Source organism: Methylocystis sp. (assembly GCF_051061225.1).
GTDB lineage: Bacteria > Pseudomonadota > Alphaproteobacteria > Rhizobiales > Beijerinckiaceae > Methylocystis.
The window spans coordinates 1-19,961 of the sequence record NZ_JBPFEB010000110.1 but is presented as its reverse complement, the minus strand read 5'-3'; the positions used below and the strand labels follow the sequence as shown (position 1 = coordinate 19,961).

Genomic DNA, 19,961 nt, shown 5'->3' with positions numbered 1-19,961 from the left:
TTCTCCGAGAGGCGCGGCGAATCGGTGGCGCGACCGGGCAAGTCTAGAGGTCATCCCGATAGACATGCACGCGTCCGAGCCGGTCCGTGACTCGATAGCCGCCTGAGCCGTCCGCTTCGATCCCCGCGACCGGCGTCTTGCCGAAGCCGCCGGGAATGTCGAGCACATAGGCCGGGACGCCGATCCCCGTGAGCCTGCGGGAAAGCTCGGCGTGGAGACGCTTTCCTGCCTCAATATTGAGGCGAAAATGGCGCGTGCCCGGCGCAAGGTCGGGGTGATGCAGGTAATAGGGCTTCACCCCGAGGCGCAGAAGATCGCGCATCAGCCGCTCGAGAATGTCGGCCCCGTCGTTGACGCCGGCCAGCAGCACGCTTTGCGAGAGCAGCGTCGCCCCCGCCGCCCGCAGGCGGGCGATGGCGGCGCGGGCGGCGTCCGAAAGCTCGCGCGGATGATTGACGTGCAGCGCCACATAGAGCGCCTTGCCGCTGTCGCGCAGCGCCGCGAGCCGCTCCTCGGTGACAAGCCCCGGCGCCGCCGTCGGCGCGCGGCTGTGGACGCGGAGGATGTCCACATGGCCGATGTCCGCCAACCGCCGCGCCGCCATGGCGAGGCGCCGCGCCGACAGCATCAGCGGATCGCCGCCAGTCAGGATCACTTCGCGAATCTGCGGCGTATCGGCGATATAGGCGAAGGCCGCGTCGATCTCGGCGTCGCCCAGCAGATCGCCCTTGCCCGCCCCCACCGTCTCGCGCCGGAAGCAGAAGCGGCAATAGACCGGACAGACGGTCAGAAGCTTCAGCAGCGCGCGGTCCGGATAGCGGTGCACGACGCCGGGAACCGGGCTGTGCGCGTCGTCGCCGATCGGATCGGCCAGTTCCTGCGGCAGCGTCGCGAGCTCGCGCGCATCGGGCAAAAACTGCCGCGCGATCGGGTCCGCGGGATCGTCCCTGTCGATGAGGCCGGCGACCTCCGGCGTCACGGCGACGCTGTATCGCGCCATGACGGCTCGCAGGTCGGCGGCTTCGGCGTCGAGGGCCAGGCCGGCCTCGGCAAGGTCGGAGAGGGAGCGGAGCGTTCTCGTCGGGGTCAACTTCAATTGCTCGCGTGCTTCCTTGGCAATGCGCTGGCGGATGATCCCCATACCTCCCCCTTGCGGGGAGGTCGGCGGTCGAAGACCGCCGGGTGGGGGGCCTCGCCGCTCCAGCGCTGCTGCGGCTGACCCCGCCCGACCCCGCTTCGCGGCGCCACCCTCCCCGCAAGGGGGAGGGAGAGCTCCCGACCAGCCTTCATTTCACCTGTTGGCCGCGCGCCTTGCGCGGGAAAAGCGCCGGCCGGCGATCCCCATCCCCCCCCCTTGCGGGGAGGTCGGCGGTCGGAGACCGCCGGGTGGGGGGGCCTTGCCGCTCCGGCGCTGGTGCGGCTGGCCCCCACCCGACCCCGCTTCGCGGGGCCACCCTCCCCGCAAGGGGGAGGGATGGGCGCGCCCCAGACCTTCGCTCTACTGGCAATTCGCCAATTTCTCCAGAGCCGTCACCGAACTGAGCGCGACGAGTCATTCAACATCTGCAAATCGTGATTATATGCCAAAACACGCCTTGACATGTGATTTTTAGTCCATAAAATTAGTAGGCTTTCTCAACAAAGGTAGGCGCCCATGTCTATCGACGCTTTCGATCCCTTTCCCGCGTCCCGCCGCATCGCCATTCGCTATCCCGCCTCTGCCGGGCTGCGCTGGGAGTCCCGCGCGACGGTCGGGCGCGCCTCAACCGCCCGCCTCTATGTGGAGGCGGCGTTTCTTGGCTGCCTTCTCACGGGGGTCGCGAGCGTCCTGCCGCTGGTGATGCTCCTGCATCGCTGATCAGACAGCCGTCCCCTGCTCCGCCACGGGCGTCCAGAGCACCTGCTCGATCCGCTCGGCGCCGGTTGCGAGCATCACGAGGCGATCGAAGCCCAGCGCCACGCCCGACGCGGGCGGCATGGCGGATAGCGACGCCAGGAAATCCTCGTCGATCGGATAGACCTCCCCATAAATGCGCGACTTTTCGGCCATTTGGGCCTCGAAGCGGCGGCGCTGTTCGGCGGGATCGGTCAGTTCGGCGAAGCCATTCGCGAGCTCCACTCCACAGACGTAAAGCTCGAAGCGATCCGCGAAACGCGGGTCCTGCTCGTTCACGCGCGCCAGAGCGGCTTCGCTGACCGGATAATCGACGAGCAGGGTCGGCCGTTCGCTCCCCAGTCTGCTTTCGACTTTCTCGGTCAGGATCTTGCTGAAGATATCCGACCATGTGTCGTCGGGCGCGACGCGAATTCCATCCCGTGCGGCCGCCGCGGCGAGGCCGTCGCGATCGCCGAGGAGCGCTTCGAGATCAATGCTCGCATGCGCCCCGAAGGCTTCGCACACCGTGACGATGTCCGGCTCGGCGAAAGGGTCGCAAACGCGCCCGCGCCAGGCGAGATCGCTTGCCCCGGCGGCACGGACAGCCACCGCCAGCAGCCCGGCGCAGTCTTCATAGAGCCGCAGGGTGGGCGCGCCGGCGCGATACCATTCGAGCATGGTGAACTCCGGATGATGCAGCGCCGTGCGCTCGCGGTTCCGGAACACGCGCGCCAGCGTGAAAATCCGCTCCTCCCCCGCGGCCAGCAGTTTCTTGCAGGCGAATTCCGGCGAGGTGTGGAGATAGAGGCGGCTGCGGCCGCCGTCCTGCGCGATCAACTCGGTGGAGAAGGCGGAGAGATGCGTTTCATTGCCGCCCGAAACCTGAAGCGCGGCGGTTTCGACCTCGGTGAAGCCCTCGGACGCGAAAAATCGCCGCGCCGCGGCCGTAATCGCGGCGCGCGCCTTGAGAAATGGCTTGCGATCGGCGTAAACATCCCGTGCCCACCAGGGCGAAGAGCGCGTCATGAAACCTCCCTGAGCGCGTCCGTGCTCCAGCGGCGGGATTTGCCGACGCGCGCGAAATATGATCTTACCCCGTTCATAGACCAGCCCGGCAGAGGCGGGCAATGAACGCGAGCCGGCGCGATCGCCGGCAATGAAGGAACCGAACCTGTGAAAGTCATCGCCAGCTCGATCCGCAAGGGCAATATTATTGAGCGTGAGGACGGCCAGCTCTATGTCGTGCTGACCGCGGAAAGCTTTTTCCCCGGCAAGGGCACGCCGACGACGCAGATCGACATGCGTCGCCTTTCGGACGGCGTGAAGGTCTCCGACCGCTACAAGACCACCGAACAGGTCGAGCGCGCCTTCGTCGAGGATCAGGACTTCAGCTTCCTCTACAGTGACGACGACGGCTATCACTTCATGAACCAGGCGAGCTACGAGCAGATCGCGGTTCCCGGCGACGTCATCGGCGACCAGGCGCAGTGGCTTCAGGAAGGCATGCAGTGCATCCTCTCCATGTTCAACGGCCAGTGCGTGGCGATCCAGCTTCCGCAGCGCGTGACGCTGGAGATCATCGAGACCGAGCCGGCCATGAAGGGCCAGACCGCGTCTTCCTCCTACAAGCCCGCGAAGCTCGCCAACGGCGCCCGCGTGATGGTGCCGCCGCACATCCAGAGCGGGACGCGCGTCGTCATCCAGACGGAAGACGGCGCCTACGTCGAGCGCGCCAAGGACTGATCGCCTCCTGAACGACGCCGCGACCGGGACGGTCGCGCGCCGAACCGTCTCGTCTGCAGCGCCAATTGCTGGCCTGCCGACAGGATGGGCGTCTGATCACGCGTGCGTCACGCCCCCGTGTTCTGCATCATCGCCGCCAGCAGTTGCGCCTTCGCGTTCTCCGCGCCGCGCTCGGCGACGCTCCGCTCGGCGGTCGGCGCCTCCACTGGCGGCTGAGCGACGGCGTCCACGTAGACGCCCTTGCCCGCCCCGACGGCCGAGACGGCCGCGCGCGTGTCGCTGACCGGCACTTTGTAGATCTGCGATTTGTCGCTCTCGACGCTCGGCGTTTCCGCGGCCCGCGCCATCGCGTCCGACATCCGATCATAGGCGAGCAGTCTTTGGCTGATGCCATATGTGGTCGACGATACAACGAACATGGCCCTCCTCCCCGCAAAGAGATTTGAGGAAGAATAGCGCGCGCGCAGCCTTCTTTCGCGCCCAAACATGGAATGTCGTTAGTCGACGCCGCATGTCTGCATTCAATTTTTGTTTGAAGACAGGACAAAATTGCGCAGCTTTGTCTCGAGCGCCGCCTTGTCCTTCAATTCGCACTCCCAGATCGTGAGAGCGCGCCAGCCGAGCCCGGCGAGCGCCTCGCGATGCTTCTCGTCGCGAGCGCGATTGCGCGCGATCTTGGCGCGCCAGTAATCGGCGTTGGCCTTGGGCATGCGCGCCCCGCGCGCGCAATCGTGCCCATGCCAGAAACAGCCATGCACGAAGATCGCCTGCCTGCGCCCGAGATAGGCGATGTCGGGATTGCCGGGAACATCGCTGCGGTGCAGCCGGTAACCCGGCGCAAAGCCGCGCAGCAACGCGCGCACCGCAAGCTCGGGCGACGTGTCGCGGGATTTGACCGCGCGCATCGTGGCGGAGCGTTGGGCGCTGGTCTGCGCGTTCATGCGACCCCCGCGAAAGCAAGCCTAGGCCGCTTCTCTCGTGATCCGTCCCGCCAGCAACGGCTCCAGAAGAGCAGCCGCGATGTGCCGGACAACCGGAACCACGACGCCGTCGCCAGTGAGATGATAGGCGTCGTTATATCTTTCCGGTAAAACATAGTCGTCGGAAAGTCCCATCAGCCGCGCCGTTTCACGCGCCGACATCAGCCGCACGCGCACCGCGCCCTTTTCGACAAGGACAACGAACTGCCGGCTGGACCCGCCCGTAGGGGTCCGCAGACAGCCGGCGATCCCATCGAAACGCGCCTCGGCGCGTTGAACCTTCACGCCGTCCTGCCAACGCGTGCGGCGGTAGAGCGTCCCCACCATGCGGCGCCCCGCCCGCTTGGCCGCCTCGAGCTTTGCGAGATTGGCGGGGCTCATCATGGCGATCAGCGCCTCGGTCTCTTCGGGCGATCGCCATCTCACATCGGAGGGCTTATGCAGAACAAGCTCGGACAGAGTCATATTGCGCAAGGGCGGCGCCGGCGCCCGCCACCAACGCCAATGCGACTGACAGTCTTGGGGAAGACGCGCATGCGCCGCATGCAGCGCACGCGTGACAAAAGGCGACTCGATCGCCTCGCCGGTCGTGAGCGACGCTGGCGCCGCCATGTCCTGCCGCATCGCGACAATGAACAATCGCGGCCGCGACTGCGGGACGAAGAGCGCCGCGTCGATGACGAGCGCGCCAAAATGATAGCCCTCGCCGGCGAGGGCGCCGCAGATGGCCTCGAAGTCCTTGCCGCCATGCGAGGTCAACGCCCCGCAGACGTTCTCCAGCACGATAGTCCTTGGCGCCCGGCCCTCTCGTCCGAGCGCCTTCATGAGCCGCCAGAACGGCCAGAAACTGCCGGAGCGCGCGCCTTCGAGCCCCGCCCCGGCGCCTGCGAGCGACAAATCTTGACAGGGAAACGACGCCCAGGCCAGATCGGCGCAGCCGGGCAATTGCGCGGTCGTCACCGCCGCGACGTCGCCCACATGCAGCGCCTCGCCGCCCCAGTTCAGGCGATAGCTTTCGGCTTTCTTCGCCTCGAAATCATTGGCGAAGAGGCATTGCCAGCCGGGTCCGAGCCCGGCCCGCGCCATGCCGCCGCCGGCGAAGAATTCATAAAAGCAAAATTTCCCGCTCATGCCCGACTCGCGTTCGCCCGCGAGAGTTTAGCCAATCATGGGGAAAAGCGCGAATGCGGACGCGCCCTTCAACCCCGACACTCGGGTTTCGCCGGCAATGCTGATGCACCCCCATCCCTCCCCCTTGCGGGGAGGGTGGCCCCGCGAAGCGGGGTCGGGTGGGGTCATCCGCGACAGTCGTATTGTGGCGCGAACTCCACCCGTCGCGCGTTCCGCGCGCCACCCTCCCCGCAAAGGGGAGGGATGAGAACACGCAGATTGCTATTCGTTCGGGAACGCCGATGCGACCTGGCGGCTATGCTCTTCCCGCCCTTGCGGGACGAGCCGCAATCCGCGCCAACTTCTCAGGCCGACACCACCATCACATGCACGATCGGCTTCTTGCCCCAGACCGAGCTGACGGCGCCGCGCACCGAGCGCTCGATGGCGGTCGACACCGCATCCGCGTCGCGACGGCGGGCGCGCGGCAGGCCCTCGAAGGTCGCGAACAGCGCCTCGTCGACGACCTCGCCCATGTCCTCGCCGAACTTGCCCTTCTTCGGCAGGCCCGCGAAAACCACGTCAGGATCGCCGACCAGGTCGCCCTTCTTGTCGACGGCGAGCGCGACCGAAATCACCCCCGCGAAGGCGAGCTTGTTGCGCTCGCGCACCGCCCCGTCGTCCTCGCTGATGACGACGTCGCCATCCTTGAGCAGCCGACCGTGCGGCACCTGATTGATGATGGCGATCGGTCCCGGCGCGAGCTGCACCATGTCGCCGTCGCGGGCCGACACGACCTGCCCGACGCCGCGAGATCTGGCGAAGGCGACATGCTGGGTGAGATGATGCGCCTCGCCATGCACCGGCACGGCGCTCTTCGGGCGAACCCAGTCATACATCTGCGCGACCTCGCCCCGGCGCGGATGGCCGGAGCAATGCACGAGGTGATCGTGGTCCGTGATGACCTCGACGCCCAGATTGCACAGATTGTTGATGATGCGATGCACGTCGCGCGCATTGCCGGGAATGGTGCGCGACGAGAAGATCACCCGGTCGCCCTGCCCCAGCTTGATCCAGGGATGATCGTTCATCGAGGCGCGCATCATGGCCGCGCGCGGCTCGCCCTGGCTGCCCGTGGCGATGACGACGGTCTTCTCGCGCGGCAGATTGGGAAGCATCTCGGGGGAGTGAAAGCCCGGTAGGCCGTCGAGATAGCCGCAGTCGCGCGCCACCTGCACGACGCGGTCCATGGCGCGGCCCGCCACCACCACCGTGCGCCCGCAGGCCTGCGCCGCTTCCGCGATGGCGCGCAGGCGCGCGACATTGGAGGCGAAGGTCGTGATCAGCACGCGGCCCGGCGCCTCGGCGATGAGCGGCCGCAGCACGCGCGCCACGTCGCTCTCCGAAAAACTGTCGCCCTCGCGCAAAATATTGGTCGAGTCGCAGATGAGGACGTCGACGCCTTCCTCGCCGAGCGCGCGCAGCCGCGCCTCGTCGATGCGATTGCCCACGCCCGGCTCCGGATCGATCTTCCAATCGCCCGTATGCACCGCCGTGCCGAGCGGCGTGCGAATGGCGAGCGCATTGGCCTCGGGGATCGAATGCGCGACCGCAACATACTCCACACGGAAGGGATCGAGATCGAGCACGGCGCCGGCCTGCACTGTGCGAATGTCGATCTTCGGCGCGCCCGGCTCGCTCAGCCGGCGCACCTCCAGCAGGCCGGCGGCGAACGGCGTCGCGAAGACCTTGCACTTGAGCTTCGGCCACAATGTCGCCAGTGCGCCAATATGGTCCTCATGCGCATGCGTGATGCAGATGGCGACGAGGTCCTTCGCGATCTTCTCGACAAAGGCGATGTCGGGAAAGACAACGTCGATGCCCGGCAGATCGGAGCCCGGGAAGCCGAGACCGCAATCGACCATCAGCCATTTGCGCGCGCGCGGCGGGCCATAGCCGTAGAGCGCAAGATTCATTCCGATTTCGCCGACGCCGCCGAAGGGCACAAAGACGAAATCCGCGTCCTGAGCCGACGTCATGCGCCCGCTCCCGCGGCGCGCGGACCGACGAGCACATCGCCGGCGTCGATGGCGCGCCGTCCCTGATCCGTCAGCAGCATGAGACGCCCCGTGGCGTCGATGGTCTCGAAAACCCCTTCGATGGTCTCGCTCCCCGCCAGCGCCACGCGAATGCGCTCACCCAGGCCATGCGCCGAGCGCAGCCATTCCTCGCGGATCGCGTCGAAGCCCTCGCCGCGCCGCCACACATCCAGCGCGGCGCACAGCGAGTCGGTCAAGCGCGCGAAGACGCTCGCCGCCGTGGGCGCGCCTGCGCCGAGGTCCGACAGCGCGCGCGCGGGATAGGGCAGATCCTCCGGCGCATGGGCGATATTCATCCCAATGCCGATGATCGCAACCGGCGTCGCGCCGCCGCTGACGCCCTCGAGCAAAATTCCGCCAAGCTTGGCGCTGTCAAAAAGCATGTCGTTTGGCCATTTCAGCTTGAAACTTCCCTGCCCCGCAGACGCGCCCAAGGCTCTCATGGCGGCGACGCCTGTCACAAAACCCAGTTGCGGCGCGAGCCGCGTTTCCGGAAAATCGCTAAATACGAAGCTCGCATATAAATTGCCCTCGGGGGAAATCCATTCTCGCCCGAGGCGGCCCCGCCCCTTCGTCTGGCGCGCGGCGACGATCCAGAGCGGCCCCCGCTCGCCGGTCTCGATGAGGCGACGCGCCTCATCGTTGGTCGAATCGGTCTCGGCCAAGGACAGCAGGCGGGCGCCCTGCGCGCGCGCAATCAGACCCAATTGCACGCGCGTGTCCTCATCAGAACAGAGACTTCGCCGCGGCGCTCGCGGCGTCCATGATCGGCGCCGGATAGAGCCAGAAGCCCAGCATGGCGATGGTCGACACGGCGAGCACCGCGCGCACCGCGAGCGGCGAACGGTCGAAGCCCGGCGCCGGCTCATCGAAATACATGACCTTCACCACGCGCAGATAGTAGAAGGCCGCCACCGCGCTGGCCAGCACGCCGACGACGGCGAGCGGATACAGCCCGGCGTCCACGGCGGCGAGCAGCACGTAATATTTCGCGAAGAAGCCCGCGAGCGGCGGAATGCCAGCCAGCGAGAACATCAGCATGGCGAGGAAGAAGGCCATCAGGCCATTCGTGCGCGAGAGACCCGCGAGGTCCGAGATGTTCTCGACATTCCTGCCGTCGATCCGCATCGCGAGAATGGCGGCGAAGGAGCCGAGCGTCATGACGAGATAGATCGTCAGATAGACAACAACGCCCATCACGCCCGCCTCCGTGCCGGCGGCGAGGCCGATCAGCGCGAAGCCCATGTGGCCGATGGAGGAATAGGCCATCAGCCGCTTGATGTTGTTCTGGCCGATAGCGGCGAAGGAGCCGAGCAATGTCGACGCGATGGCGAGGAACACGATGATCTGGCGCCATTGGGTCGTGATCGCCGGGAAGGCGGTAATGACGACCCGGACCGTGATCGCGGCCGCCGCCATCTTGGCGGCCGAGGCGAAGAAAGCGGTCACGGGCGTCGGCGCGCCTTCGTAAACGTCCGGCGTCCACATGTGGAACGGCGCGGCGGACATCTTGAAGGCGAGACCCGCCAGCAGGAAGACCAGGCCGAAGATGACGCCGACCGGAGGCGAGGCCGTCACGGCCTGCGCAATGCCGGCGAAGGACACGGTTCCGGCGAAGCCATAGAGCAGCGACGAACCATAGAGCATCATGCCGGACGAGAGCGCGCCGAGCACGAAATATTTCAGGCCGGCTTCGGAAGCGCGGCCGTCGTCGCGCGCGAAGGCGGCCATGACATACAGCGCCAGCGACATCAGCTCGAGGCCGAGATAGAGCGCAATGAGGTTGTCCGCCGAGATCAGCAGCATCATGCCGAGCGTCGAGAGGATCACCAGCACGGGATATTCGAATTTCTCGAGCCCGTTGCGCTGCAGCCAGTCGACCGACATCAGGATCGACGCCATGGCGCCGATGAGCGTCAGCACCTTCACGAAACGGGAGAAACCGTCGTCGATGAAGGCGCCGTCGAAGACGGTCGCGTCGCCCTGCTTGGTCGACAGGACGATGGCGAGCGTCGCCAGGCCGAGAATGCCCACGGCCATCTCGTCGACCAGCGTGAAGCCCCGCTCGCCGCGCGCGGCGCCGATGAGGATCAGGACCAGCACGCCGACGGCCAGGATGGTCTCGGGAAGGAAGTGAAGACCGAGTTCTGCGAGGAATGACATTTCAGCAGTCCGTCAGTGGCCGGCGGCGGCGAGCTTCACCGCATCGAGCAGGGCTGTATGCGATTGGATGAGATGATCGACCGAGGCCTGCGTCGAGGACAGGATCTGCCCCGGCAGCACGCCATAGTAGACCGTCAGCGCGATGAGCGGCGCGAAGATCGCAATCTCGCGCGGCGTGAGATCCGTGATGCTCATCAGGCTCGCCTTTTCCAGCGCGCCGAAAACGACGCGGCGGTAGAGATAGAGCGCGTAAGCCGCCGAGAAGATCACGCCGCTCGTGGCGATCAGCGCCACCCAGCTGTTGGCCTTGAAGGCGCCCGCCAGCGACAGGAACTCGCCGATGAAGCCTGTCGTGCCCGGCAGGCCGACATTGGCCATGGTGAACAGCATGAAGACGAATGCGTAGACCGGCATGCGGTTGACGAGGCCGCCATAGGCGGCGATTTCGCGCGTGTGCATGCGATCGTAGATCACGCCGACGCAGAGGAAGAGCGCGCCCGACACGAAACCGTGCGAGATCATCTGGAACATCGCGCCTTGCACGCCCTGCGGGTTCATCGTGAACAGGCCCATGGTCACATAGCCCATGTGCGCGACGGACGAATAGGCGATCAGCTTCTTGATGTCCTCCTGCACCAGCGCGACCAGCGAGGTGTAGACGATGGCGATGACCGACATGGCGTAGATGAGCGGCGCGAAATGCACCGAGGCGTCCGGGAACATCGGCAGCGAGAAGCGGATAAAGCCGTAGCCGCCCATCTTCAGCAGGATCGCCGCCAGAATGACCGAGCCCGCCGTCGGCGCCTCGACGTGCGCGTCGGGCAGCCAGGTGTGCACCGGCCACATCGGCATCTTCACAGCGAAGGAGGCGAAGAACGCCAGCCACAGCCAAATCTGCATGTCCTTCGGGAAGTCGGTCTTCAGAAGAACCATGATGTCGGTGGTGTGCGCATGATTGTACATCGCGAGGATGGCGATGAGCATCAGCAGCGAACCGGCGAGCGTGTAGAGGAAGAACTTGAAGCTCGCATAGACGCGACGCTTGCCGCCCCAGACGCCGATGATGAGGAACATCGGGATGAGGCCGCCCTCGAAGAAGAGGTAGAAGAGCACCAGGTCCAGTGCGCAGAACACGCCGATCATCAGCGTCTCGAGCACGAGGAAGGCGATCATGTATTCCTTCACGCGCTTCGTGACCGACTCGAAGGAGGCGAGGATCGCGAAGGGCATGATGAAGGTGGTGAGCAGCACGAGCGGCATCGAGAAACCGTCGACGCCCAGCTTGTAGCTCAGGCCGGAGCCGAACCAGTTCTTCTCCTCGATGAACTGGAAGGCCGGGTTGGCCGTATCGAAGCCCGCCCAGACATAGAGCGACAGCGCGAAGGTCGCGAGCGTCGTCAGGAAGGTCGCCCAGCGAATGTTGCGGAGGGTCGCTTCGTCCTCCCCCCTCTGCGTCAGCAGAAAGGCCGCGCCGACCAGCGGAAGAAAGGTAAGGCCGGTAAGGATCCCGAACCCGAACATCAGCGCAGCCCTCCGGCGACGAAATAGGTGACGATGGCGGCGACGCCGATCAGCATGGCGAAAGCGTAGTTGTAGATATAGCCAGTCTGCAGCCTTACCGCGATTTTGGCGCCGTCGGCGACTCGCGCAGCCACGCCGTCGGGCCCGAGCCCGTCGATGATGGCGCCGTCGCCGCCCTTCCAGAACAGACGCCCGATCACAAAGGCCGGCTTCACGAAGATCGCGTCATAGAGCTCGTCGAAATACCACTTGTTGAGCAGGAACTGGTAGAGGCGCGGGAAAGCGCTTGCCAGCCTCGCGGCTGTGCCTGGCCTCAGCACGTAGACATAGAGCGAAACCAGGAAGCCCAGCGCCATCATCGCCGAGGGCGCAAAGCCGACCCAAGACGGGATTTCATGGCGCGCATGGAGAATGTGGTTGCGCTCACCAGTGAAGAGCGCGCCCTTCCAGAACTCGTCGTAGGCATGGCCGGCGAAATAGGGCTCGAAGATGAAGCCCGCGCCAACGGCGCCCGCGGCGAGAACCGCAAGTGGGATCAGCATGACGAGCGGCGACTCATGTGGCGCATGGCGCCCGTGACCGTGATCGTCGTGGCCATGCGCATCGTCGTCGTGATGATGAGCATGATCGTGGTCGTTGAGCCCGGCGGCGTGCGCAAGCTCTGGCGCTGTCGGCTCGTCATGCGTGTGATTATGCGGGACCTCATGGGCCGGGCGATGACCAAAGAATGTCATGAACACCAGTCGCCAGGAGTAGAAGGAGGTCAGCCCCGCGGCGACGACCGTCGAGACGAAGCCGATCAACGCAGCCGTGCTGTGCTCCCCTGCGGCATAGGCGGCCTCGATGATCCCGTCCTTCGAGAAGAAGCCCGCGAATCCGAGTTCCGTATGCGGAATGCCAAACCCCGTCAGCGCTAGCGTGCCAATGGTCATCATGGCGAAGGTGAAAGGAATGTCCTTCCGCAGGCCGCCCATGTTGCGCATGTCCTGCTCGTGATGCATCGCATGGATGACCGAGCCGGCGCCAAGGAAGAGCAGCGCCTTGAAGAAGGCGTGCGTGAAGAGGTGGAACACGCCGAGAGAATAGGCGCCGACCCCTTCGGCCACGAACATGTAGCCAAGCTGGGAGCAGGTCGAATAGGCGATGACGCGCTTGATGTCGTTCTGAACGAGGCCGACCGTCGCGGCGAAGAAGGCGGTGACTGCGCCGATGAGCGTGACGAACTCGAGCGCCGCAGGCGCGTGCTCGAAGACGGGCGACAGACGCGCGACCATAAAGACGCCGGCGGTGACCATGGTGGCGGCGTGAATGAGAGCCGAGACCGGGGTCGGGCCCTCCATTGCGTCGGGCAGCCACGTGTGCAGGAAGAACTGCGCAGACTTGCCCATGGCCCCGATGAACAGCAGGAAGGCGGCGATCGTCAGCGCGTCGACGTCAATGCCGAAAACGTGGATCGGCTTGCCTTCGAGGCCCGGGACGGCGGCGAAGACCTCGTTGAGGGTCAACGACTGCGTCAGCTGGAAGACGAGGAAGATGCCGAGCGCGAAGCCGAAGTCGCCGACGCGGTTGACCACGAAGGCCTTAATGGCGGCGGCGCAGGCCGAGGGCTTCTCATACCAGAAGCCGATGAGCAGGTAAGAGGCAAGACCGACGCCCTCCCAGCCGAAGAACATCTGCACGAGATTGTCGGCCGTCACCAGCATGAGCATGGCGAAGGTGAAGAGCGACAGATAGGCGAAGAAGCGCGGGCGCGACGGATCCTCGTGCATGTAACCTATCGAATAGAGATGCACGAGGCTGGACACGGTCGTGACGACGACGAGCATCACCGCTGTTAGCGTGTCCACTCGCAGCGCCCAATCAACCTTCAGGGCGCCGACCGTCATCCAGTTTCCGAGGACCGGCGTGAAGCCGTGGTTATGGCCGAGCGCGACGTCGAAGAAGACGATCCACGACATGATCGCGGAGGCGAAGAGCAGGCCCGTCGTGAGGAGCTCAGAAGGACGCGGACCGATCTTGCGCCCGATGGCGCCGGCGATCAGAAAGCCGACGAGCGGCAGGAAGACGATTGCTTGGATCATCGCTCTGGATCAGCCCTTCAAGGAATTGATGTCTTCGACCGCGATCGTGCCGCGGTTGCGGTAGAAGGCGACGAGGATCGCGAGGCCGATCGCGGCCTCCGCCGCCGCCACGGTGAGCACGAAGAGCGCGAACACCTGGCCGACCAGATCGCCAAGCGACTGCGAGAAGGCCACAAAATTGAGGTTCACCGACAAGAGGATCAGCTCCACCGACATGAGGATGACGATGATGTTCTTGCGGTTGAGGATGATGCCCGCGATGCCGAGCGTGAACAGGATCGCGGCGACGACGAGGTAGTGGGTGAGGCCGATGGTCATGCTCTTTCCTCGTTAAACGCCGGTCCGGAATGGGACCTTCTTGAGCTCGACGACATTCTTGGCGTTGCGCGCGTTCTGCGCGTCGATGCTCTGCCTCTTGACGTTCGGCTTGTGATGCAGGGTCAGCACGATCGCCCCGATCATGGCGGTCAGCAGCACCAGGGCCGAAGCCTGGAAGAAGATCACATACTTCGTGTAGAGCACCTGCCCCAGCGCGGCGGTGTTCGACACATTGGCGGCGATGGGCGTCTCAAGCAAATTCTTGGAGGCGCTCGCCGGGTGCCAGCCAAGGACGACCATCCCGAGCTCGGCGAGGACCACCGCGCCGACCGCCGCGCCAACCGGCAGATATTTGGAAATCCCCTGCTTGAGCTCTGCGAAATCGACGTCGAGCATCATGACGACGAAGAGGAAGAGCACCGCCACTGCGCCGACATAGACGACGATGAGCAGCATCGCGAGAAATTCGGCGCCCGACAGCAGGAAGAGACCCGCGCCATTGCAGAAGGCGAGGATCAGAAACAGCACCGAATGCACCGGATTGCGGGCGAAGATCACCACACAGGCCGACGCGATCATGATCGTCGCGAAGAGGTAGAAAAATACAGCCGCCACGGCCTCGTCCTCTCATCATGAGCCGCCCTGGACGGCTCGCATTCGTTCCTTACCGGTAAGGCGCGTCGAGCGCGATGTTGCGCGCTATCTCACGTTCCCAACGCGCGCCGTTCTCAAGCAGGCGCTCCTTGGTGTAGTAGAGTTCCTCGCGCGTCTCTGTCGCGAATTCCTGGTTCGGCCCCTCGACAATGGCGTCGACCGGGCAAGCTTCCTGGCAGAACCCGCAATAGATGCACTTCACCATGTCGATGTCGTAGCGCGTCGTGCGGCGGGTGCCGTCGTTGCGGCGCGGGCCGGCCTCGATGGTGATCGCCTGGGCGGGGCAAATGGCCTCGCACAGCTTGCAGGCGATGCAGCGCTCCTCGCCATTGGGATAACGGCGCAGCGCATGCTCGCCGCGAAAGCGCGGCGATTGCGGATTGCGCTCGTGCGGATAGTTGATCGTCGCCTTCGGCTTGAAGAAGTAGCGCATCGACAAGAAGAATGCGCCGACGAACTCGGTAAGGAAGAGCGACTTTGCGGCTGTGTCCAGTCTCATGGCTTAGCTCGCGATCAGGCCGGGGCCGAATTGAAGGGCAGCGGCGACGAGGATGACCATGGCCAGCGAGATCGGCAGGAACACTTTCCAGCCGAGGCGCATCAGCTGATCATACCGGTAGCGCGGCACGAAAGCCTTCACCATGGCGAAGAAGAAGAAGAAGAAGCTGACCTTCAGGATGAACCAGATCACGCCGGGCACATAGGTGAAAGGCGCGATGTTCGCTGGCGGCAGCCAGCCCCCGAAGAACAGTATCGTCAGCAGCGCGCACATGGTCACGATCGCCACATATTCGGCGAGCATGAACAGCACGTAAGGCGTCGCCGAATATTCGATCATGAAGCCGGCGACAAGCTCGGATTCGGCTTCCACGAGATCGAACGGCGGACGGTTCGTCTCGGCGAGAGCGGAAACGAAGAAGATGACGAACGTCGGGAAGAGGCGCAACCAATACCAGCCGGCCATGCCATAGGGCGTATCCTGCGCGCGTACGATGTCGGTCAGATTCAACGAGCCGGCGCAGAGCAGCACGGTGATGATGACGAAGCCGATCGAGACTTCGTAGGACACCATCTGGGCGGCCGAGCGCAGCGCCGAGAGGAAGGGATATTTCGAGTTCGACGCCCACCCGCCCATGATCACGCCATAGACGCCGAGCGACGACAGCGCGAAAATGTAGAGAATGCCAACATTGATGTCGCCGACCACCCAGCCGTCGGAGACCGGAATCACCGCCCAGGCGGCGATGGATAGCGTCGCCATGATAAAGGGTGCGAACAGGAAGATGCCCTTGTTCGCCGTATCGGGGATCACCGGCTCCGTGAGCGCGAATTTGATGAAGTCTGCGAAGCTCTGCAGCAGGCCCCAGGGGCCAACCACGTTCGGCCCGCGGCGCAACTGCACCGCGGCCCAGATCTTGCGGTCGGCGAGAATGACATAGGCGACGTAGATCAGCAGAACGACCGCGATCAGCACGCTCTTGATGATCGCGAGCAGAACCGGGCTCTCGGCCAGATAGGCAGTGATGGCGTTCACGTCTTCGCTCCTATTCCGCCGCTTGGGCCTGTCGGCCCTGGGCGAGGGCCGAGCATTCCGCCATGACCGCCGAGGCGCGCGCGATCGGATTGGTGAGATAGAAATCGGCGATCGCATTGACGAAAGGGTCTTTCATCGCGACCGCCGGCTGACCGGCGAGCCTGCCGACATCCGCTGGATTGCCGGCTTCGATCTGGTCTATCCGCGCGAAGTGCGGATGGGCCTCCACAAGCTTCTTGCGCAGTTGCGCAAGGGAGTCAAAAGGCAGCGCATGGCCGACGACGCCAGAGAGCGCTCGAAGAATCGCCCAATCCTCGCGGGCGTCGCCCGGCGGGAAAACGACACGAGAGGCAAGCTGCACGCGGCCTTCGGTGTTCACATAAAGGCCCGACTTTTCCGTATAGGCGGCGCCCGGCAGAATGACGTCGGCGCGATGAGCGCCGCGATCGCCGTGGGAACCGAGATAGACAACGAAGGCGCCTGGCTCGATCGCGATCTCATCCGCGCCGAGCAAGAACAGGAGGTCCATCGCACCCGCCTTGGCCATATGCGCCGCATCGAGGCCGCCCTGAGCCGGCGTAAAACCAAGATCGAGCGCGCCCACGCGAGAGGCGGCCGTATGCAGGATCGAGAATCCGTTCCACCCCTCCGCCACGCCGCCGAGCCTCTGCGCGGCCTGCGCCGCAAGCGTGAGAATGGCGTCGCCGTCGGGACGAGCGAGCGCCCCCTGCCCCACGATCACCAGCAGCTTGCCGACCGGCTTGCCTTCCTGAATGAATCGCAGAAGCGACTCCGGGCCCGCGCCGAGATAGTCGTAGTCGTAGGTAAGCTCCGCCTTCTCTCCGATGAGCGAAATCTTGAAATCGCCTTTGAGCCAGCGCTTGCGGATTCGCGCGTTAAGAACGGGTGACTCCTTGCGCGGGTTGGAGCCGATGATCAGCAGAGCATCCGCCCTGTCCACGCCCGCGATCGTCGAGTTGAAGATATATGAACTCCGCCCGAACTTCGGGTCGAGCTTCGCCCCGTCCTGGCGGCAATCGAAGTTCGGCGAGCCGAGCTGTTGCATCAGCAGCTTCAGCGCGAAGATTTCCTCGACAGCGGCGAGATCGCCCGCGATGGCGCCGGTTCGGCCCGGCGCCGAGGCCTTGCGCTTGCCGGAGATCAGCTCGAAGGCTTCCTGCCAGGAAGCGGATCTCAGACGGCCGTTTTCGCGAACATAGGGGCGATCGAGACGCTGGGTCTTCAGGCCGTCGACGATCTGGCGCGTCTTGTCAGAAATCCATTCCTCGTTCACGGCGTCGTTGACCCGCGGGAGAATGCGGATGACTTCGCGGCCGCGCGAGTCGATGCGGATCGCCGAACCCAGCGCGTCCATGACGTCGGTGGTCTCGGTCTTCTGATATTCCCACGGACGGGCGCGGAAGCTCTGCGGCTTGGGCAGCAGCGCACCGACCGGGCAAAGGTCGGCGACATTGCCCTGCAGCTCCGAAGTCATCGCGCTTTCGAGATAGGTGGTGATCTCCATATCCTCGCCGCGGCCAATGGCGCCCATGTCGCCGGTGCCAGCGACTTCCGCCGTGAAGCGGACGCAGCGCGTGCAATGGATGCAGCGGTTCATCTCTGTCTTGACGAGGACGCCGATATATTTGTCCTCGACCGCGCGCTTGTTTTCGTAGAAGCGCGAGGAGTCGCCGCCAAAGGCGAGCGCCTGGTCCTGCAGATCGCATTCGCCGCCCTGATCGCAGATCGGGCAGTCGAGCGGATGGTTGACGAGCAGAAACTCCATCACGCCTTCGCGCGCCTTCTTCACCATGGGGGATTTGGTGAAAACCTCCGGCGGGGCGCCGTTCGGGCCCGGACGCAGATCCTTGACCGACATGGCGCAGGAGGGTTGCGGCTTCGGGGGGCCCCCCTTCACCTCGACGAGGCACATTCGGCAATTGCCGGCGATGGACAGACGCTCATGATAGCAGAAGCGTCGCACCTCGGCGCCCGCCTCCTCACATGCCTGGAGAAGCGTGAACTCTCCCGGAACGTCCACCTCGACGCCATCGACGAGAATCTTTGTCACTTCGCTCTCTCCGAAGTCATAACGCGCTTGCTCATGGTTACTCCGCCGCCTCGCGAATGGGCTCGGGGTGCGGATTGGCCGTATATCGATCGATGCGCTCTTCGATCGTCTCGCGGAAATGGGTGATGAGGCCCTGGACCGGCCATGCCGCCGCATCGCCCAGCGCGCAAATGGTGTGGCCTTCGATCTGCTTCGACACGTCGAAGAGCATGTCGATCTCTTTTTTGTGGGCGCGGCCTTCGACCATGCGCTGCACGACGCGATACATCCAGCCCGTGCCCTCGCGGCAAGGCGTGCACTGGCCGCAGCTCTCGTGCTTGTAGAAATAAGAGAGGCGGGCGATGGCGCGGATGATGTCGGTGGACTTGTCCATCACGATCACCGCCGCCGTGCCGAGGCCCGAGCCGAGCTTGACGAGGCTGTCGAAGTCCATCGGGCAGTCGATGATCTGATGCGCGGGAACGCAGCGCACCGATGAACCGCCCGGAATGACCGCAAGCAGATTGTCCCAGCCGCCGCGAATGCCGCCGCAGTGGGTGTCGATCAGTTCGCGGAAGGAGATGGACATAGCCTCTTCGACATTGCATGGGCGGTTGACGTGGCCCGAGATCGAAAAGAGCTTAGTGCCCGTGTTGTTGGGCTTGCCGATGCCGGCGAACCAGGCGGGGCCGCGACGCAAAATCGTCGGGACGACCGCGATGGATTCGACATTGTTTACCGTGGTCGGGCAGCCGTAGAGGCCGACATTGGCCGGGAACGGCGGCTTCAGCCGCGGCATCCCCTTCTTGCCCTCCAGGCTCTCGATCAGCGCCGTCTCTTCGCCGCAGATATTGGCGCCGGCGCCGTGATGCACGTAGAGGTCGAAAGGATAGCCGTGGACATTGTTCTTGCCGATGAGATTGGCCTCATAGGCTTCGTCGACGGCCTTCTGCAGCGCAATGCGCTCGGCGATGAACTCGCCGCGCACATAGATGTAGCAGGCATGCGCGCCCATGGCGAAAGACGCGACCAGCGCGCCCTCGACCAGCGTATGCGGGTCGTTGCGCATGATTTCGCGGTCTTTGCACGTGCCGGGCTCGGATTCGTCGGCGTTGATGACAAGGTAATGCGGCCTTTTGGGGTCGACTTCCTTCGGCATGAAGGACCATTTGAGGCCCGTCGAAAAGCCCGCGCCGCCACGCCCGCGAAGGCCAGAGGCTTTCACCTCCTCGATAATCTTGTCGCGACCCTTGGCGAGCAGCGCCTTGGTGCCGTCCCACTGGCCGCGCGCGCGAGCGCCAGCGAGCGAACGGTCGCCGAGGCCGTAGAGATTTGTGAAAATGCGATCTGCGTCGGAGAGCATTTGACTTCTTCGCCTCCGTCTATTTCTGGCCGTAGAGCGAGGAAAGGCTCGTAAGCGCCCCCTCGGGCTCCGACGATACGCGGCCCTTCTGCGAGCCGGTCTTCACCGGGCGGCCGGCGGCGAGAGCGTCGAGCAGCTTCTCGAAATTCTCGGCCGTGAGGTCCTCGTAGTAATCGTCGTTGATCTGCACCATGGGCGCGTTGCAGCAGGCCCCGAGGCACTCGACCTCGAGCCAGGAGAACATGCCGTCGGCCGTCACCTTGCGCTGCGGGCCCACACGGCGCTCCAGCACCTTGATGAGATCGTCCGAGCCGCAGAGCATGCAGGGCGTCGTGCCGCAGAGCTGGATGTAATACTTTCCGACCGGCTCGAGGTTGAACATCGTGTAGAAGGTTGCGACCTCGAGCACCCGAATCTTCGGCATCCCGAGAAGCTCGGCGACTTTCTCGATCGCCTTCTGCGGCAACCA

At 64.7% G+C, this 19,961-nt stretch carries 19 protein-coding genes; 2 read left to right on the top strand and 17 right to left on the bottom strand.

Features of this window, described 5'->3' with window-relative positions:
• Positions 1-43: 43 nt before the first annotated feature.
• Positions 44-1,141, bottom strand: coding sequence for a lysine-2,3-aminomutase-like protein (locus ACR652_RS19235; protein WP_434508087.1), 1,098 nt, complete (start codon positions 1,139-1,141; stop codon positions 44-46).
• Between the two features lie 513 nt (positions 1,142-1,654).
• Here ACR652_RS19235 and ACR652_RS19230 point away from each other — a divergent pair.
• Complete coding sequence (locus ACR652_RS19230; protein ID WP_434508086.1) at positions 1,655-1,858, top strand: hypothetical protein; 204 nt, start codon at positions 1,655-1,657, stop codon at positions 1,856-1,858.
• Here ACR652_RS19230 and epmA read toward each other — a convergent pair whose 3' ends face one another.
• Positions 1,859-2,902, bottom strand: coding sequence for an EF-P lysine aminoacylase EpmA (gene epmA / locus ACR652_RS19225; RefSeq protein WP_434508085.1), 1,044 nt, complete (start codon positions 2,900-2,902; stop codon positions 1,859-1,861).
• 147 nt (positions 2,903-3,049) lie between these two features.
• Between epmA and efp the strand changes: the two genes are divergently transcribed.
• Positions 3,050-3,619 carry an elongation factor P gene (efp, locus tag ACR652_RS19220; RefSeq protein ID WP_434508084.1) on the top strand — a complete coding sequence of 190 codons (570 nt, stop codon included), beginning with the start codon at positions 3,050-3,052 and terminating at the stop codon, positions 3,617-3,619.
• 107 nt (positions 3,620-3,726) lie between these two features.
• Here the strand turns inward: efp and ACR652_RS19215 are convergent, their stop codons facing one another.
• From ACR652_RS19215 to nuoE, 15 genes are all read right to left on the bottom strand, one after another.
• Complete coding sequence (locus tag ACR652_RS19215) at positions 3,727-4,038, bottom strand: hypothetical protein (protein WP_434508083.1); 312 nt, start codon at positions 4,036-4,038, stop codon at positions 3,727-3,729.
• 102 nt (positions 4,039-4,140) lie between these two features.
• Positions 4,141-4,560 (bottom strand): very short patch repair endonuclease, encoded by a 420-nt coding sequence (locus ACR652_RS19210; protein WP_434508082.1) that lies wholly within the window; start codon positions 4,558-4,560, stop codon positions 4,141-4,143.
• Between the two features lie 21 nt (positions 4,561-4,581).
• Positions 4,582-5,730 carry a DNA cytosine methyltransferase gene (locus ACR652_RS19205; protein WP_434508081.1) on the bottom strand — a complete coding sequence of 383 codons (1,149 nt, stop codon included), beginning with the start codon at positions 5,728-5,730 and terminating at the stop codon, positions 4,582-4,584.
• A 344-nt stretch (positions 5,731-6,074) separates the two neighbouring features.
• Complete coding sequence (locus ACR652_RS19200; RefSeq protein ID WP_434508080.1) at positions 6,075-7,748, bottom strand: ribonuclease J; 1,674 nt, start codon at positions 7,746-7,748, stop codon at positions 6,075-6,077.
• Positions 7,745-8,521: a biotin--[acetyl-CoA-carboxylase] ligase gene (locus tag ACR652_RS19195; RefSeq protein ID WP_434508079.1), complete on the bottom strand. Its 777-nt coding sequence runs from the start codon at positions 8,519-8,521 to the stop codon at positions 7,745-7,747. Before ACR652_RS19195 ends, ACR652_RS19200 begins: the two co-directional genes overlap by 4 nt.
• A gap of 13 nt (positions 8,522-8,534) precedes the next feature.
• Positions 8,535-9,971, bottom strand: coding sequence for an NADH-quinone oxidoreductase subunit NuoN (nuoN, locus tag ACR652_RS19190; RefSeq protein WP_434508078.1), 1,437 nt, complete (start codon positions 9,969-9,971; stop codon positions 8,535-8,537).
• Positions 9,972-9,983: 12 nt separating this feature from the next.
• Positions 9,984-11,492, bottom strand: coding sequence for an NADH-quinone oxidoreductase subunit M (locus ACR652_RS19185; RefSeq protein WP_434508077.1), 1,509 nt, complete (start codon positions 11,490-11,492; stop codon positions 9,984-9,986).
• Entirely contained in the window at positions 11,492-13,573 is a 2,082-nt protein-coding gene (gene nuoL / locus ACR652_RS19180; RefSeq protein ID WP_434508076.1) for an NADH-quinone oxidoreductase subunit L, read from the bottom strand. The genes ACR652_RS19185 and nuoL overlap by 1 nt, the downstream gene beginning before the upstream one ends.
• Before the next feature lie 9 nt (positions 13,574-13,582).
• Positions 13,583-13,891 carry an NADH-quinone oxidoreductase subunit NuoK gene (gene nuoK / locus ACR652_RS19175; RefSeq protein WP_434508075.1) on the bottom strand — a complete coding sequence of 103 codons (309 nt, stop codon included), beginning with the start codon at positions 13,889-13,891 and terminating at the stop codon, positions 13,583-13,585.
• Between the two features lie 12 nt (positions 13,892-13,903).
• Positions 13,904-14,506, bottom strand: coding sequence for an NADH-quinone oxidoreductase subunit J (locus ACR652_RS19170; protein WP_434508074.1), 603 nt, complete (start codon positions 14,504-14,506; stop codon positions 13,904-13,906).
• A gap of 49 nt (positions 14,507-14,555) precedes the next feature.
• Positions 14,556-15,044: an NADH-quinone oxidoreductase subunit NuoI gene (nuoI, locus tag ACR652_RS19165; RefSeq protein ID WP_434508073.1), complete on the bottom strand. Its 489-nt coding sequence runs from the start codon at positions 15,042-15,044 to the stop codon at positions 14,556-14,558.
• Positions 15,045-15,047: 3 nt separating this feature from the next.
• The gene (gene nuoH, locus ACR652_RS19160; protein WP_434508072.1) at positions 15,048-16,079 is read right to left on the bottom strand and encodes an NADH-quinone oxidoreductase subunit NuoH; all 1,032 of its coding nucleotides are present in this window, start codon (positions 16,077-16,079) and stop codon (positions 15,048-15,050) included.
• Between the two features lie 10 nt (positions 16,080-16,089).
• Positions 16,090-18,150: an NADH-quinone oxidoreductase subunit NuoG gene (nuoG, locus tag ACR652_RS19155; protein ID WP_434508071.1), complete on the bottom strand. Its 2,061-nt coding sequence runs from the start codon at positions 18,148-18,150 to the stop codon at positions 16,090-16,092.
• Positions 18,151-18,187: 37 nt separating this feature from the next.
• Entirely contained in the window at positions 18,188-19,492 is a 1,305-nt protein-coding gene (gene nuoF / locus ACR652_RS19150) for an NADH-quinone oxidoreductase subunit NuoF (protein WP_434508070.1), read from the bottom strand.
• A 19-nt stretch (positions 19,493-19,511) separates the two neighbouring features.
• Positions 19,512-19,961 (bottom strand): NADH-quinone oxidoreductase subunit NuoE (gene nuoE / locus ACR652_RS19145; RefSeq protein ID WP_434508069.1); only part of this gene is annotated, 450 nt, incomplete at its 5' end.

Excerpts from the sequence above, each read along its gene's own strand:
- ACR652_RS19230 (WP_434508086.1), top strand. The coding sequence starts at position 1,655 with ATGTCTATCGACGCTTTCGATCCCTTTCCCGCGTCCCGCCGCATCGCC.
- ACR652_RS19185 (WP_434508077.1), bottom strand. The coding sequence starts at position 11,492 with ATGTTCGGGTTCGGGATCCTTACCGGCCTTACCTTTCTTCCGCTGGTC.
- nuoF (WP_434508070.1), bottom strand. The coding sequence starts at position 19,492 with ATGCTCTCCGACGCAGATCGCATTTTCACAAATCTCTACGGCCTCGGC.
- epmA (WP_434508085.1), bottom strand. The coding sequence starts at position 2,902 with ATGACGCGCTCTTCGCCCTGGTGGGCACGGGATGTTTACGCCGATCGC.
- nuoI (WP_434508073.1), bottom strand. The coding sequence starts at position 15,044 with ATGAGACTGGACACAGCCGCAAAGTCGCTCTTCCTTACCGAGTTCGTC.
- nuoL (WP_434508076.1), bottom strand. The coding sequence starts at position 13,573 with ATGATCCAAGCAATCGTCTTCCTGCCGCTCGTCGGCTTTCTGATCGCC.
- ACR652_RS19210 (WP_434508082.1), bottom strand. The coding sequence starts at position 4,560 with ATGAACGCGCAGACCAGCGCCCAACGCTCCGCCACGATGCGCGCGGTC.
- nuoK (WP_434508075.1), bottom strand. The coding sequence starts at position 13,891 with ATGACCATCGGCCTCACCCACTACCTCGTCGTCGCCGCGATCCTGTTC.
- ACR652_RS19205 (WP_434508081.1), bottom strand. The coding sequence starts at position 5,730 with ATGAGCGGGAAATTTTGCTTTTATGAATTCTTCGCCGGCGGCGGCATG.
- nuoN (WP_434508078.1), bottom strand. The coding sequence starts at position 9,971 with ATGTCATTCCTCGCAGAACTCGGTCTTCACTTCCTTCCCGAGACCATC.
- ACR652_RS19235 (WP_434508087.1), bottom strand. The coding sequence starts at position 1,141 with ATGGGGATCATCCGCCAGCGCATTGCCAAGGAAGCACGCGAGCAATTG.
- ACR652_RS19215 (WP_434508083.1), bottom strand. The coding sequence starts at position 4,038 with ATGTTCGTTGTATCGTCGACCACATATGGCATCAGCCAAAGACTGCTC.
- ACR652_RS19200 (WP_434508080.1), bottom strand. The coding sequence starts at position 7,748 with ATGACGTCGGCTCAGGACGCGGATTTCGTCTTTGTGCCCTTCGGCGGC.